This window comes from Micromonospora sp. NPDC050200, assembly GCF_040656135.1.
GTDB lineage: Bacteria > Actinomycetota > Actinomycetes > Mycobacteriales > Micromonosporaceae > Micromonospora.
Window position 1 is genome coordinate 1 of record NZ_JBFALG010000061.1, and the last position, 14,222, is coordinate 14,222.

13 protein-coding genes and 1 tRNA gene are annotated in these 14,222 nt (G+C 74.1%); 3 read left to right on the plus strand and 11 right to left on the minus strand.

Translation table 11 applies throughout. The annotated features are described in order from the left end of the window. Positions 1–236 precede the first annotated feature (236 nt). Both AB0I41_RS28560 and AB0I41_RS28565 read left to right on the plus strand, forming a co-directional pair. The gene (locus AB0I41_RS28560) at positions 237–467 is read left to right on the plus strand and encodes a hypothetical protein (protein WP_357113682.1); all 231 of its coding nucleotides are present in this window, start codon (positions 237–239) and stop codon (positions 465–467) included. A 39-nt stretch (positions 468–506) separates the two neighbouring features. Next, positions 507–719, plus strand: coding sequence for a hypothetical protein (locus AB0I41_RS28565; protein ID WP_357113683.1), 213 nt, complete (start codon positions 507–509; stop codon positions 717–719). A gap of 17 nt (positions 720–736) precedes the next feature. Here AB0I41_RS28565 and AB0I41_RS28570 read toward each other — a convergent pair. Beyond that, positions 737–810 (minus strand) — tRNA-Thr (locus tag AB0I41_RS28570). Between the two features lie 138 nt (positions 811–948). Here AB0I41_RS28570 and AB0I41_RS28575 point away from each other — a divergent pair. Next, a complete protein-coding gene (locus AB0I41_RS28575) occupies positions 949–2,688 on the plus strand; it encodes a metallophosphoesterase (RefSeq protein ID WP_357113684.1) in 1,740 nt (579 codons plus the stop codon). Positions 2,689–2,850: 162 nt separating this feature from the next. On the opposite strand, the gene AB0I41_RS28580 is transcribed toward AB0I41_RS28575, so the two are convergent. From AB0I41_RS28580 to tmk, 10 genes are all read right to left on the minus strand, one after another. Next, positions 2,851–3,495 (minus strand): response regulator transcription factor, encoded by a 645-nt coding sequence (locus AB0I41_RS28580; RefSeq protein WP_357113685.1) that lies wholly within the window; start codon positions 3,493–3,495, stop codon positions 2,851–2,853. Further along, positions 3,483–4,706: a sensor domain-containing protein gene (locus tag AB0I41_RS28585; RefSeq protein ID WP_357113686.1), complete on the minus strand. Its 1,224-nt coding sequence runs from the start codon at positions 4,704–4,706 to the stop codon at positions 3,483–3,485. Before AB0I41_RS28585 ends, AB0I41_RS28580 begins: the two co-directional genes overlap by 13 nt. A 46-nt stretch (positions 4,707–4,752) precedes the next feature. Continuing rightward, positions 4,753–7,281 carry an ABC transporter permease gene (locus tag AB0I41_RS28590; protein WP_357113687.1) on the minus strand — a complete coding sequence of 843 codons (2,529 nt, stop codon included), beginning with the start codon at positions 7,279–7,281 and terminating at the stop codon, positions 4,753–4,755. Then, positions 7,278–8,030, minus strand: a complete 753-nt coding sequence (locus AB0I41_RS28595; protein WP_357113688.1) for an ABC transporter ATP-binding protein — start codon at positions 8,028–8,030, stop codon at positions 7,278–7,280. Before AB0I41_RS28595 ends, AB0I41_RS28590 begins: the two co-directional genes overlap by 4 nt. 281 nt (positions 8,031–8,311) lie before the next feature. Beyond that, complete coding sequence (gene ricT / locus AB0I41_RS28600) at positions 8,312–9,151, minus strand: regulatory iron-sulfur-containing complex subunit RicT (protein ID WP_357113689.1); 840 nt, start codon at positions 9,149–9,151, stop codon at positions 8,312–8,314. Between the two features lie 262 nt (positions 9,152–9,413). Beyond that, a complete protein-coding gene (locus AB0I41_RS28605; RefSeq protein WP_357113690.1) occupies positions 9,414–10,079 on the minus strand; it encodes a hypothetical protein in 666 nt (221 codons plus the stop codon). After that, positions 10,079–10,384: a hypothetical protein gene (locus tag AB0I41_RS28610; RefSeq protein ID WP_357113691.1), complete on the minus strand. Its 306-nt coding sequence runs from the start codon at positions 10,382–10,384 to the stop codon at positions 10,079–10,081. The genes AB0I41_RS28605 and AB0I41_RS28610 overlap by 1 nt, the downstream gene beginning before the upstream one ends. A 1-nt stretch (position 10,385) precedes the next feature. Next, complete coding sequence (locus AB0I41_RS28615; protein WP_357113692.1) at positions 10,386–10,712, minus strand: YbaB/EbfC family nucleoid-associated protein; 327 nt, start codon at positions 10,710–10,712, stop codon at positions 10,386–10,388. 110 nt (positions 10,713–10,822) lie between these two features. Further along, complete coding sequence (locus AB0I41_RS28620) at positions 10,823–12,118, minus strand: DNA polymerase III subunit delta' (protein WP_357113693.1); 1,296 nt, start codon at positions 12,116–12,118, stop codon at positions 10,823–10,825. Further along, positions 12,118–14,217 carry a dTMP kinase gene (gene tmk, locus AB0I41_RS28625; RefSeq protein WP_357113694.1) on the minus strand — a complete coding sequence of 700 codons (2,100 nt, stop codon included), beginning with the start codon at positions 14,215–14,217 and terminating at the stop codon, positions 12,118–12,120. The genes AB0I41_RS28620 and tmk overlap by 1 nt, the downstream gene beginning before the upstream one ends. Between the last annotated feature and the right edge of the window lie 5 nt (positions 14,218–14,222).

Genomic DNA, 14,222 nt, shown 5'->3' on the forward strand with positions numbered 1-14,222 from the left:
CCAAATGCACGGACGAGCGGGATTCACCCTGCTTCGCCACCGCATCCTCCTCGGATAGCAGCACCCTCCGTCACCACCGAATGTGAGACAGGGCCCAACTAACGGCTGATCGACCGATCAAGGGAAAAACGCCAGATGACGACCGAGAGCACCGTGGGACAGCCGGCCGCCGGGTCGGCGGGTGCGCGGTCACGGGTGAGCAGTACGCCACCGGGTGCTGTCGCTGGCCCTGGCGCGTGGCCTTCGCGGAGGTGAGCGGGGAGGCGGTCGAGGGCACGCCGAAGAACCACCAGCGCCGGTCCGTACCGATCCCGCGCTTCCTCGTCGACGAGCTGGCCGCGCATGTGGCGGGGAAGGGCCGGGACCAGCTGGTGTTCACCGCACCGAACGGCGGGCCGCTGCGCAAACCAACTTCCGGTCACGGGTGTTCGGGCCGGCGGCGGCGTCGGTCGGGCTGGCTGGGCTGACACCGCATGATCTGGAGGCACACGGCGGCGAGCCTGGCGGTGACGGCGGGCGCCAACGTCAAGGCGGTGCAGCGGATGCTCGGGCACGCCTCGGCGTCGATGACGCTGGATGTGTACGCGGGCTTGTTCGGTGACGACCTGGACGCGGTCGCCAACAGGCTGGACGAGGCGGTCGCGGCGCGGGATGCGGACCATTTGCGGACGGACGGCGGCGTGATCGACCTCGGAAAACGGCGAAGCCCAGGTCGTTGACCTGGGCTTCTGTACCGAGCCGCCTGACGGAATCGAACCGTCGACCTACGCATTACGAGTGCGTCGCTCTAGCCGACTGAGCTAAGGCGGCAACGATCGTCAAGTGTACGGCACCCTCCGCCCACCGGCCGAGGGGGTTCCCCACCCGGGAGCCCGGGACCCGGACATCGGGCGCGATCGGTCGTTCGCCGGACAGCGATGGCGGCGCGTCGGCGCTACGCTCCGGCGGGTGACCGACGATCACCCCACGTCCGGGTCCGACGTTCCCGCCGAGCACGCCCTCGGCGAGCGGGCCGCCCGCCGGCCGCGCAGCCTCGATCCGGTGGAGTTGGGCTTCACCCCGCGCAAGCCGGTCCCCTGGCTGGCACCGTTCCTGCTGATCAGCACGGGTATCCGTACGCTGCTGGCGATGCTGTTCGGGGCGTACCTGGACAAGCGGGAGCTGCAGAACGCGCTGGATTCGAAGATCGCGAAGCAGGTCGGGCCGGACGGCGGGCTCTGGCTGGACTACGTGGCCGACCTGGGCGACGGCTTCAACGCCACCTACTCGGTGGCGTACCTGCTCGCGCAGCCGGAACTGGAGGTGGACGGGCACCGGCTGCCCCGGGCGCAGACCCTGGTGATGGGGGGCGACCAGGTCTACCCGTCGGCGGGGTACGAGGCGTACGAGGACCGGTGCAAGGGGCCGTACCAGGCCGCGCTGCCGGTGACGCCGCCAGAGCGGCCGACGCTCTTCGCCGTGCCCGGCAACCACGACTGGTACGACGGCCTTACCGCCTTCCTGCGCCTGTTCGTCCGCTCCCGGGACCGGCACTTCGGCGGCTGGGGCACCGGGCAGTCCCGGTCGTACTTTGCGGTGGAACTGCCCGCCGGCTGGTGGCTGCTCGGCCTCGACGACCAGTCCGGGTCGTACCTCGACGACCCGCAGCTGGCCTACTTCGACGAGGTGGCCCGCCGGTTGGGGCCGCAGAGCAAGGTGATCCTGGCGGTGCCGGCGCCGACGTGGGTCAAGTCCGTCGACCATCCCACCGCGTACGACTCGATCGACTACTTCGTGCGGACGATCATCGCCCCCACCGGCGCGCACGTACGCCTGCTGGTCTCCGGCGACCTGCACCACTACGCCCGGTACGCGGGTCCGGAGCGGCAGCTGGTCACCTGCGGGGGCGGCGGGGCGTACCTCTACCCGACGCACAAGCTCCCGGAGCGGATCGAGGTGCCGCCGAAGGACACCCTGTCCCGGCGGGCGAGCGCCACCCGCCCGTACGACCTGGTCGCCCGCTATCCGGACGCGGCCCGCTCCCGGCGGTACGGCTGGGGGATCTTCCCCCGGTTGCCGTTCCGCAACCCGGGCTTCACGACCCTGCTCGGCACCCTGCACACGCTGCTGATGCTGACCATGGCCGGGGTGACGGCGAACCGGACGGGCAGCAGCGAGCAGCGGCTGTTCAGCGTCCCGTTGGTGATCATGCTGGGGGTGACGCTGCTCGGCGCTGCTCTGTTCGCCAAGCCGCCGAGCGCCGGCGGCAAACGGCACGCCCGGCACTGGATCCTCGGGGTCACCCACGGGCTGGCGCACGTCGGGCTGGCCGCCGCCGGCACCTGGGCCTGGCTGGCGCTGCCCTTCTACGACTGGCCGTGGCCGCTGCCGGTGGTCGCCGCGGCGGTCGTCTACGGCCCGGTGATCGGTCTGGTGTCGAGTCAGGTGGTGGCGGCGTACCTGCTGGTGGCGGGATCGTTCGGGGTGAACCTCAACGAACTCTTCGCCGGCCAGGGCATCGAGGACTCCAAGTCGTTCCTCCGGATGCGCATCACACCCGACGGCACCCTGACCATCTATCCGATCGCCGTCGACCGGGTGTCCCGGGACTGGCAGTTGAACCCCGACCGGTCCCGCACCGCCTCCTGGCTCACCCCGAAGACCGCCCTCACCTCCCGCCTCGCCGAACCCCCCATCACCCTCACCTGACCGACCGCCCCGGCAAAGTTGACCAAGAGGCTTGCGTCCTGATCCCGGTACCCCGGGGACGCAAACCTCTTGATCAACGCGGCAAAGGGGGGAGGGAGGGGCGGGAGGCGGGGTGGGGGGCAGGGCTGACTTGAGCGTCCCTTTAAGTCAGCGGTATTGCGTCTAGGCGTTGAGATAGGCCAGCACGGCTCGGACCCGGCGGTGCGCGTCGTCGGCCGGTGGCAGGTCCAGCTTGGCGAAGATGTTGGTGATGTGCTTCTCCACCGACACCGGCGCCAGCACCAGGGTGGCCGAGATCGCCGAGTTGGACAGGCCCTGGGCCATCAGGCCGAGCACCTCGCGCTCGCGTGGAGTCAGCGCGCCGATGCCGTGGTTGCGGCTGTTGCGGGTGAACAGTTGCCGGACCACCTCCGGATCCATGACGGTGCCACCGGCGGCGACCCGGTCGATGGCGTTGAGGAACTCGTCGAGCGCGGTGACCCGGTCCTTGAGCAGATAGCCGACGCCGCCCCGGCCGTCGGCGAGCAGTTCCGCGGCGTAGGCCCGCTCGACGTACTGCGAGACGATCAGTACCTTCGTCGCCGGGTCGGCGGCGCGCAGTTCGAGGGCGGCGCGCAGCCCCTCGTCGCGGAACCCCGGCGGCAGCCGTACGTCCACGATGGACAGATCGGGTCGGTGTCCGGTGACCGCGATGATCAGCTCGGTCGCGTTGTCGACGGCGGCGACGACGGTGTGGCCGGTGTCGGTGAGCAGCCGGGACATGCCCTCCCGCAGCAGTAGCAGATCTTCGGCGATCACGATGCGCATGGGAACTCCCCGTGCAGGGTGGTTGGCCCGCCGGGCGGGCTGGTCAGGGTGAGGGTGCCGTCGAGCGCCTCGACCCGGCGCCGCAGGCCGTCCAGGCCGCCGCCAGCCGGGTCGGCGCTGCCCTGGCCGTCGTCGGTCAGGGTGACCGACATCGTCCGGGCGTCGCGCACCAGCCGGATCGTGACGGTGGTCGCGGCGGCGTGCTTGGCGGCGTTGGCGAGCCCCTCGGCGACCACGAAATAGGCCGCCGACTCGACCGCCGCCGGGAACCGGCCGTCCGGGTCGCCGTACAACTCGACGGTGAGCGGGCTGTCGGCGGCCAGCGCGGCCAGGGCGGCGTGCAGGCCGCGGTCGGTGAGGATCGGCGGGTGGATGCCGCGGACCAGCCGGCGCAGGTCGGCGAGGGCCCCGTCGAGCTGCCGGCGGGCAAGGTCGACGTCCGGCCCGGCCGCGCCGCCGGTGCGTAGCTTGCGGGCGGCCAGCGCCAGGGTCATGCCGGCGGCGACGATCCGCGCCTGCGCGCCGTCGTGCAGGTCCCGCTCGATCCGACGCAGCTCCGCGGCCTGGGCGTCGACCACCCGGGTCCGGGTCTCCGCGAGGCGGGTGGCCTGCTCGACCAGGCGGCGGTGGGTGCCCGGCGCCAGCAGCGCGCGGGCCGCGGTGGCCAGGGCCCGGGCCAGGGTACGCAGCAGCCACGCGACGACCGGGAAGAGCAGCAGCCCGAGCACGGTCAGGCCGAACCGACCGGCCGTAGTGGTCATCAGCGGGCGCATCGGGAACGGCGCGTGCGGGTTGGGCACCGCCCAGGCCCACAGCGGTGCGGTGATGGCGCCGAAGTCGACGCTGGTGACGACGATCGCGGCGATTCCGCCGGCGAGGCCGAGCGGGAAGAGCACGATCAGCCAGGCGAGGTCCCGCCAGGTGGCGGGCTGCGCCACGACCCCGCCGACCCGCTCCCGGAGACTGCCGGCCGGCACCGGCAGGTACGGCGAGCCGATCGGCTCGCCGAGCACCCAGTGGGCCCGGTGCCGTTCGAGGTCGGCGACCCGGCGGGTGAGCCAGGCGGCGCCGAGGAACGCCGGCCCGCCGAGCTGGGTGATCGACAGCAGTGCGACGGCAAGGGTCGCGGCGAGGCTCCAGGCCAGCCCGACCGCGCCGGCGACGAGGCTGCTGACCAGGTACGCCAGGGCCCGGAACGTCGCGCGTGTCATCACGAGGATCGTAATCGCGGCGGCCCGGGCCCTCGTCGGCACGGGTTCAGCGCCCTTCGCCGACGGCCGGCAGGCTGCGCCGGCGGATCACGAACCGGGCCGGCACGGTGCCGGCGAGCAGGCCCAGCACCGCGACGCCGCCGAACATCTGCGCGTACCTGACCGGGTCGACGATGAGGCGGAATGTGCCGTCCTGGGCGACGCTGAACGCGCCCACCACGACCGCGGTGACGGCGGCGCCGAGCAGCAGCCCGACCGCGACCGTGATCGCGGCCTCCCGGCCGGCCAGCCGATGCAGTTGCCGGGCGGTCGCGCCGACCAGTCGCAGGTCGGCGTACTCGCGGCGGCGCGCCGCGGTGGCGATGGCGAACGTGTTGACGACCGCGATGGCGGTGAAGCCGAGGGAGATGACGACCATGAGTTCCCAGGCGCCCTGTTGGTTCTGTGCGTCACCGGCGGGTGCCGCGGCGGCGGTTGGCGTCACCCGCAGCGCCGGCCAGTCCGCGTGGATCCGAGCCGGCACGTCGCCGTCGTACCGCAGCGCCACGCTGCTCACCAGTCCGCGCGGGTCGTGGGTCGCGACCAACTCGGCGGGCAGCACCAGGTCGCCGAAGCCGCGTGCCCGCTGGTAGACGGCGGCGAGCCGCAGCCGCACCTGATGGCCGTCGGCCAGCCAGATCGGCACCTCCTCGCCGACCCGCCAATTCCGCTCGCCGACGAGGTACGCACTCGCCGCGAACGTGTCGGGCCCGCCGATGCTGCCTTCGCGTACGTCGAGGTCGAGGGCCCGTTCGGGGCCGGTGACGAGCAGCCCCTGCGCGGCGTAGTCCTCGGGCTTACCGCCCTCGTCGACGATCGCCCGGGTGGGCAGGGTGGCGGCGGCCGCGGTCACGCCGGGCAACGCGGCCAACCGTTCCGCGACGGACAGCGGCAGCCCGGTCGGACCGGCCACCTGGGCGGTCGCCCCGGCGGTGCGCGCCGCCTGCTCGGCACCGGTCAGCCGGCCCAGCAGGGCGCTGTTCAGCAGCATCGTTGCGTTGATCGCGAACATCAGGACCAACGGCACCGCCACCGCCGCGACCCGCCGGGTCTCGGCCCGGGCGACGGTGCCGGCAAGCCAGCCGGTGACCCCGCCGAGCCCGGCGAGCCGGGACAGCAGCGCCGTCAACAGCTTCACCAGCAGCGGTCCGAGCGCGGCGACCGCGCAGAGCAGCAGGGCCGACGAGACGAAGCTCATGCCCAACCCCAGCGACCCGCCCAGCGGTACGAACGTCAAAACGGCGACGGCGCCGGCGGCCGGGACGACCGCGAGCAGTCCCCGCACGAGGATGCCTCCGGCCGGTGCGGTCGCGGTCTCGGCCAGCGCCTGGGTCGGCGCGATCCGGACCGCCCGCCGCCCGGCGATCCGAGCGGCGAGGAACGTGACGAGCAGCCCGGCCACGGCGGCGGCGATGAGCACCGGAACGTTGACCTGGACGGTGAACTGCGGCGGCACCGCACCGAGCGCCCTGAAGCGGGCCGCCACCAGATGCGCGAACAGTATGCCGAGCGGGGCCGCCGGCACCGCGGCGACGGCGGCGAGCAGGACGCTCTCCACGCCCAGCAGGGTGCGCAGCTGCCCCGGGGTCGCGCCGGCGGTGCGCAGCAGCGCCAGTTCGCGCAGTCGTTGCCGTACCCCCAGGGCGACGGTGCCGGTGAGGACGAAGACGGCGGCGAACGCGGTGATACCGATGACGAACCCGAAGATGGAGATGGGGCCGATGTAGTCGGGCAGGGCGCCGGGCAGGTCGGCGCGGAGCCGGTCGGCGCCGCTGAGCACGGGCGCGGGGCCGGCCGCAGCCCGCACCGCGGCCAGCAGTGCCGCCGGGTCGGTGCCGGGCCCGGCGACGACGCCGATCGCGGTGGGTCCGGGCAGTCCCGACACCGCGGCCACGTCACCGTCGCCGAAGAAGAGCGCACCCTGCGCGGGCAGCCCGTCCCGGCCGGCCGGTGCCGCGATACCGGAGACGCGCGCCGTCCGTACCCCGGTCTTGGTGGTGACCAGGACGGTGCCGCCGGCGGTGACGCCGGCGCGTGCGGCGAGGTCGGCGTCGAGGACGACCTCGCCGCCCGCCGGCGCCGCACCGCTGCGCAGCGTGTACGGGGTCAGCAGGGCCGATGCCCAGCCGTGCCCGATCACGGGCGCCCCGTCGGCGCCCTGGACCGGCCGTCCCTCGGCGGTGGCGAGTTGGACCGGGAAGGCGGCGTCCGGGATCGCGGTGGCGACGCCGGCCAGGGCCGCGAGCCGGCCCGTGAGGTCGGCGGGCAGGCTGCCCGCGCCGGTCAGCCGCTCGCTCTTGACCTTGTGCTTGACCTTGTCCTTCTTCTGCTTGACGGTTTCCAGGGTGACCTCGCGGTCGCCGGAGACGACCACGGTCGCGGCGGCGAACCGGTCCGCCGGCGGTTTGGCGGTCAGCACCGAGAACAGCAGCATCCCGGCGCCGGCCAACAACGCGACCGCGAGGAGCGCGGCGAGGAACGTGCCGGCGTAGCTGGCCTTGTGCCGGCGTAGCGTGCCGAGGGCGAGCCGGATCATCGGACGCTCACCGCCATCATCTGCGCCGCGACCTTGTCGGCGGTGGGGTCGGCCAGTTCGGCGACGATCCGGCCATCGGCCAGGAAGACCACCCGGTCGGCCCAGGCGGCCGCCGCCGGGTCGTGGGTGACCATGATGACGGCGGTGCCGACGTCGTCCACCGCCTCCCGCAGCAGCCCGAGGACCTCGCGGCCGGTGGAAAGGTCGAGCGCGCCGGTCGGTTCGTCCGCGAAGATCACCTCGGGTCGGCTGGCGAGCGCGCGGGCGAGCGCGACGCGTTGCCGCTGCCCGCCGGAGAGCTGGCCCGGCCGGTCGTTCTCGCGGCCGGCGAGGCCGACCCGGCGGACAACTTCGCGCGCCCAGGTCCGGTCCGGCCGGACACCCGCCAGTTTCTGCGGCAGCAGGACGTTGTGCCACACCGACAGCGAGTCCATCAGGTTGTACGACTGGAAGACGAAACCGACCCGGCGGCGCCGTGCCTCGGTCAGCCGCGGTTCGCGCAGCCCGCCGATCTGCTGGCCGGCGAGCAGTACCCGCCCGCCGTCCGGCCGGTCCAGGCCGGCCGCACAGTGCAGCAGGGTGGATTTGCCGGAGCCGGAGGGCCCCATCACGGCGCAGAACGTGCCGCCGGCGAACGCCGCGGACACCCCGTCGAGCGCCCGGACGCCGCCCGCGCCCGGGTAGGCCTTGGTCACATCGATCACTTCGACGACCGGGCCGCCGGCCCTCGCCACACCGCTGTTTCTCATGCTGAAGAGCCTGGTCGGCGGCGGGCCCCGGGAACACATGGCGACCTTGGATCCTGTTGGTAGGGCCAGCCCTACCAACCGCGGCCGTCGCCTAGGCGGCCGGACGCCGCTCGGGCCCTCGGTTGGCGCTCGGCACCGGGTCACGCCGCCTTCGGTGGTGCCCTGCCCGGTTGATGCCGATCCCCACACCGCTGCGTGGTGCCACCCACGCGACCGCACGGCAGACCCCTCACATCACCGGTCGTCTACCTGCAGAAATGCTTATCTTCCTGGCATTGGGGTTAGGGCTGGTAGTGCTGGTCGTGGGCCTGGCGGGGGGCGCAGACCGAGGCCCGGGAGCAGGAGCAGCGGGAGCCGTCGGCGTCCAGCCGTACCGTGACCGCGTCCCGGGGGACGCTGTGGCCGACCACCTTCCCGTCACCCTCCGGCGTGGAGACCCGGCTGCCGATCGGCGGGGCGGACTCCTGGAACCGCTGGTAGAGAGGATGCTCATACTTCAAGCAGCACATCAGTCGGCCGCAGGCGCCGGAGATCCGCAGCGGGTTGAGCGGCAGATCCTGGTCCTTCGCCATCCGGATGGTCACCGGCTCGAAGTCGTTGAGAAAGGTCGCGCAGCACAGGTCGCGGCCGCAGGAGCCGATGCCGCCCTGCACCCGCGCCGAGTCCCGGGCGGAGAGCTGGCGCAGCTCGACCCGGCAGCGCAGGGTCGCGCCGAGGTCGCGGACCAGGGAGCGGAAGTCCACCCGGTGCGGCGCGGTGAAGTAGACGGTGGTGAGGTCGGCGCCCCCGTCGCCGTCGCCGAGAACGTGGTCCACGGCGACCACCTTCATCGGCAGGGCGTGCTCCCGGATCAGCCGCTTCGCGGCCACCTTCGCCTCGGCCTTGCGCCGGCGCAGCAGCTCGTCGCGGCGCAGGTCGTCCTCCTGGGCGAGCCCGGCCAGCTTCGGGAAGCCGTCGGTGTCCTCCGACACCCACTGCGCCGCCCAGACGCACTCGGCCACCTCGGGCCCGTCGTCGGTGGGGACCAGCACCCGGTCGCCGACCTGGGGCCGCAGCTCACCCGGATCGAGGTAGTACAGGCGCCCGTACCGGTTGAAGCTGACCGCGCAGAGCATGCCCATGGCTCCACCCTACGACGGACGTTCGGCGTCGGCCCGGCCACCCGTCGCCGGACGGTCACCCCGTGCAGCCATTAATGATCGTCGACTCGTTTCGTTGGGCCTCGCCCGGACGGCTGAATCGGACCCGGCAGCGGGGACAAACGCCCGGCGGGGGCGTTGAGTGGAGGCAGACCTGCGGGGGGTGCAGGAAACGGTCGCGGCGCCGCGTGCCGGGCCCGGTCCAGGCCGGGCGTCGCACGCGGCGCCGTAGGCCGCCCGCCCGTCAGCGGCCCACCCGCGTGGTGGTGTCGTAGCGGACCGGGCCGCCGGTCGGCGCCCGCCAGGTCGACTCGGCCAGGCTCGGCGACCACTGGCGCAGCAGCGTCTCCGCCCCGTCGTACGCCACCCCGAGCACCGAGAGCACCCGGGTGGCGATCTCCGCCGCCGCGTGCGCGCCGGTCGCGGACTCCCGGCCCGGCGCGGTCGCGGCGAGCACGCGTACCGCCTCGGTGGAGCTGAGCACCTCGGCGAGCACCCGGGCCACCGCCAGCCGGCTGCCCTCCACCCAGTGGGCGAGCGCGTCGGCGTACCCGGCCGTCGACTCGATCCGCCCGACCAGGCTCTCCGGCCCCTCGTCGAGGTGACGCAGCAGCGCCGAGCGGGCCTCGTCGTACGCGGACGCGGCCGGACCGGACCACAGGCCCGGATCGGTGAGGGCGGCGCACGCGTCGTCGTACCCCCGGACGAGCCGGCGCACGTCGTGCCCGGCGGTCGCCAGCGGCGCCGGGTGCAGGTCGAGGAAGGCGCGCAGCGCGTCGCCGGGCAGCACCTGCATGCGGCGCAGCAGCGGCCAGAGCCGGTGCCCCTCAGGGGCGCCGGCGGCGAGCAGCCGGTCGACCCGGCGGAACAGGTTCAGGCCGGGCTCGGCGAGCCGGTCCAGGGCGTCCATCAGCGCTCCCCGGACAGCCGCCGACCGGCGGTGTCGTCGACGCTCGCGTAGCGGTCGGCGGCGCTGCGCACGGCGGCGGCCGCGGCGGCGAGCCGGGCGGAGGCCGCGCCGGCCTCCCGGGCCCGGTCGCCGGTGGCGGCGGTCCACTGCCGGTGCAGGGCCCGGCCGACCTCGCCGGGCCGGCCCGGGGCGTCCGCGCCGAAGGCCGGGTGGGCCGGGTCGGTGGCGGTCACCGTGCGGGCGAGCACGGCCAGCGTGGCGCTCGCCTCCTCCAGGCGTGCGGCGAGGGCGCGCAGCGCATCCATCTCACGCCCCCGCCAGCGGCCGGTACGCCGCGAAGGTCTCGTTGTGCAGCTTCTCCCGGGCCCACTGGGCGGCGTCCGCCGCGGCGGTGACGGCGGCCTGCACCGAGGTGGCGACGTCACGCGGGTGGCGGGCGTGCAGCGGCCCGAGGAAGCGGACGTCGGTGATCCGGCCGCCGGCCGTCACCACCACCTCGACCAGCCCGTCCGGCGAGCGGACGGTGACCTCGACGGTGTTGACCGCCTGGTCGAACTCGGCCTGCAGGGACTCGATGCGGCGGTAGCGCCGCACCGCCTCCTCGATCCACGCCTCGTCGATCTCGCGCGGCATCGATTCTCCCCCCGGCCGACCATCACCCTGCGTGCCGTCACCGTCACCACGGCACACCGGACCGTACCGCACGCCCGCGACACGTGTCGATGCCGGTGGACGGAGGGGGACTATCCCTTCCAGAGAGCGAGCATCATCGCCTCGACCGCGATCCGCGGCTTGACGTTCGCCTCGATCGCCGCCCGGCACTCCAGCACGGCCTCCAGCCGCCGCAGCGCGCCCTCGGCGTCCCACTTCTGCGCGCCGGCCTCGGCCATCGCGGCGGTATCGGTGTGCACCGGGGCGACCGGGGCGCGCAGCGCCATGGTGAGCGCGTCCCGGTAGAAGCCGGCCAGGTCGACCAGGGCGCGGTCCAGCGCGTCCCGCTGGGCTCGGGTGGCCCGCGACTTCTGCCGCTTCTCCAGGTCCTTGAGCTGCCCGGCGGCGCCGCGCATGGCGCCGGCCGCGCCCCGTCCGGTGCCGCCCGCGCCGAGCGCGGTCTGCAGCGCGGCCCGCTCGGCCGCGTCGGCCTCGGCCACGGACGCCTCCGCCTCCGCCTCGGCCGCCTCGATCAGGGCGGACGCCGCGTCGAGCGCGGTGCCGACGCCGGTCAGCCGGCGCGGCACCGCCAGCACCGCGTCCCGGCGCTGCCGCGCCTCGGGGTCGCGGGCCAGCCGCCGGGCCCGCCCGACGTGCCCCTGCGCGGCCGCCGCCGCCCAGTGCGCCACGTCGGGCGCGATGCCGTCCCGGCGCACCAGCACCTCGGCCACCGCGGCGGCCGGCGGCTGCCGCAGCGGTACGACCCGGCAGCGCGACCGGATGGTCACCGACACGTCGTCCGGGTGGGTGGACGGGGCGCAGAGCAGGAAGACGGTGCGTGGCGGCGGTTCCTCGATCGCCTTGAGCAGCGCGTTGCCGGCGGCCTCGGTGAGCCGGTCGGCGTCCTCGATGATCACGACCTGCCAGCGCCCGCCGGACGGGGTGCTGGCCGCCCGGAGCACCAGCGCGCGCATCTCGCCGACCCCGATGGAGAGCCCCTCGGGCACCACCAGGCGCACGTCGGCGTGGGTGCCGGTCATCGTGGTGTGGCAGCCGGGGCACTCGCCGCAGCCGGTGCCGTACGCGCACTGGAGCGCGGCGGCGAAGGCCCGCGCGGCCACCGACCGGCCGGAGCCGGGCGGGCCGGTGAAGATCCAGGCGTGGGTCATCCCCGCACCCGGGTCGACCGCCGGGGTCGCCGGCGGCCCCTCGGCCTCGGCCTCCTCGGCGAACGCGTTCAGGTCGGCCCCGGTGGTGGCGGTACGGCCCGCCCCGACACCGGCCGGCTGCGCGGGGCCACGCAGCACGGCGGCGGCCGCCGCGGCGGCGCGACGCAGGGTGCCGACCGCCTCGTCCTGGCCGACCAGGTCGGCGAAGACGTCGGGCATCAGGTCCGGTGCTCCATCGTCACCATCTCCGCGTCGGATAACTCGGGCTGCACCGAGGTGTCCGGCCCGTGGGCGGGGCGCGGGTGCACGATGCCGGCCGGGTCCACCAGGAACTCCTCGACCCGGCGGGCGACCAGGGCGGAGATCTCCTCGGCCGGCCGGGAGGCGTCCAGCACCAGGTAGCGCTTCGGGTCGTTGGCGGCGAGGTCGAGGAAGGCGTACCGGACCCGCTCGTGGAAGGCGAGCGACTCGGCCTCCAGCCGGTCGGTGCCCTGATTCCGGGAGGCCACCCGGGACAGCCCGGTGTGCGGGTCGACGTCGAGCAGCACCACCAGGTCGGGCTTGAGCCCGCCGGTGGCCCACGAGGAGAGCCAGGAGACCTCCTCGACCGGCAGCGTACGGCCGGCGCCCTGGTACGCCAGGGAGGAGTCGACGTACCGGTCGCTGATCACCACCGCGCCGCGGACCAGCGCCGGACGGACCACGGTGGCGACGTGGTGTGCCCGGTCGGCGGCGTAGAGCAGCGCCTCGGCGCGCGGCGAGGGCGACTCGGCCCCGGCGTTGTCGAGCACCAGGGAGCGGATCCGCTCGCCCACCGCGGTGGCGCCCGGTTCGCGGGTGACCACCACGTCCCGGCTCTTCCCGCGCAGCCGCTCGGCGAGCTTGTCGAGCTGGGTGGACTTGCCGGCGCCCTCGCCGCCCTCGAAGACCACGAAGAGGCCGTTGGAGACGAAGGGCTCGGCGGGCATCAGGGGGCGACCCCGGATCGAGCCCCAGAGGTCGGCGAGGACCGGTACGCCCTTCTTGTCGTCCATCTGCCCGAACGCGCTGATCCCGGCGAAGATGCCGGCGGCGCCGGCGGCGAGCAGCAGCAGCCGGGTGGAGGAGACGGAGACGCCGAGGTCGGCGATGGTCAGCTTGCGGGAGCCGCCGACGCCGACCAGGAGGCTGCTCAGCGCGATGGCCAGGATCAGCACCAGCCGGGTGCCGATCTGCACCACCGCGAAGACCCGGCCGCGCACCTCGTCGGCGACCTCGCCGCCGAGCAGCGTGGTGCCGGCGAGGAAGGCCATCCCGGCGCCGGCGCCGACCAGGATCGCGCCGAGCATGGCCATCGACAGGTGGATGGCGAAGGCGAGCACCAGCACGGAGGCGCTGGCCAGCACGATGCTCATGCCGAACCAGCGGCGGCGGGACATGTCCCGGACGACCATCGGGCCGAGCCCGATGCCGAGGGCCAGGCCGATGAAGATGGCCCCGAAGAGCATGTAGAAGGCGGCGTCGCCGGCGCCGAGCGAGGCGGCGAAGAACTTGGCCGTGCCGATCACGATGCCGCCGCCGGCGAACGCGCCGAAGATGCCGAGCACCAGGCCGCGTACCAGCGGGGTCTGCCTGATGAACTGCCAGCCCTCGGTGAACTGGCGCATCACGCCCTGCTCGGCGTACTCCCGATCACCGGTCCGCGCCTGGCTGATCTCCTTGATGCCGAAGGCCACCACCAGCGCGGTGGCCAGCCGGGAGAGGGAGTTGAACCAGAGGGCGAGCTGGGCCGGCTCGGCCCAGCCCGGCATCTCGCCGCCGGTCACCGCGCGGACGCTGCGGTCGAGCACCGCCAGGGAGATCGCGGCGGCCACCGGGGTCAGGCCGTACGTGGTGATCAGCGTCAGCTGGTTGGCGGTCTCCAGCCGGGTGCGCGGGATCAGGTTGGGGACCGCGGCCTCCTTGGCCGGGATCCAGAGCAGGGTGAGCGTCTCGATCAGGAAGGTGGCGACCGCCGCCCAGCTGACCACCACGGCGCCCCTGGCTCCGGTGAGCGCGAGCAGCGGGATCGAGGCGAAGAGCACAAAGCGCAGCAGGTCGCAGATGACCATCGTCCAGCGCCGGTCGAAGCGGTCGGCGAGCACGCCGGCCACCGGTCCGAGGATCAGCGCCGGCAGCAGCCGGACCGCGATCAGCGTGCCGAAGGCGGCACCCTTGGCGGTGCTGCCGGAGACCTGGGCGGCGGCGAAGACGGAGGTGGCGAGCAGGCCGAGCCAGTCACCGAAGGAGGCCGCGCCGAGCACGATCCACAGCCGGCGGAACGGCCGGATACGCAGCACCGAAC

Coding starts and splice junctions, on each gene's coding strand:
- AB0I41_RS28610 (WP_357113691.1), bottom strand. CDS start 10,384: ATGGATGCGCTGCGCGCCCTCGCCGCACGCCTGGAGGAGGCGAGCGCC.
- AB0I41_RS28585 (WP_357113686.1), bottom strand. CDS start 4,706: ATGACACGCGCGACGTTCCGGGCCCTGGCGTACCTGGTCAGCAGCCTC.
- AB0I41_RS28595 (WP_357113688.1), bottom strand. CDS start 8,030: ATGAGAAACAGCGGTGTGGCGAGGGCCGGCGGCCCGGTCGTCGAAGTG.
- ricT (WP_357113689.1), bottom strand. CDS start 9,151: ATGGGCATGCTCTGCGCGGTCAGCTTCAACCGGTACGGGCGCCTGTAC.
- AB0I41_RS28580 (WP_357113685.1), bottom strand. CDS start 3,495: ATGCGCATCGTGATCGCCGAAGATCTGCTACTGCTGCGGGAGGGCATG.
- AB0I41_RS28605 (WP_357113690.1), bottom strand. CDS start 10,079: ATGGACGCCCTGGACCGGCTCGCCGAGCCCGGCCTGAACCTGTTCCGC.
- AB0I41_RS28615 (WP_357113692.1), bottom strand. CDS start 10,712: ATGCCGCGCGAGATCGACGAGGCGTGGATCGAGGAGGCGGTGCGGCGC.
- AB0I41_RS28590 (WP_357113687.1), bottom strand. CDS start 7,281: ATGATCCGGCTCGCCCTCGGCACGCTACGCCGGCACAAGGCCAGCTAC.
- AB0I41_RS28620 (WP_357113693.1), bottom strand. CDS start 12,118: ATGCCCGACGTCTTCGCCGACCTGGTCGGCCAGGACGAGGCGGTCGGC.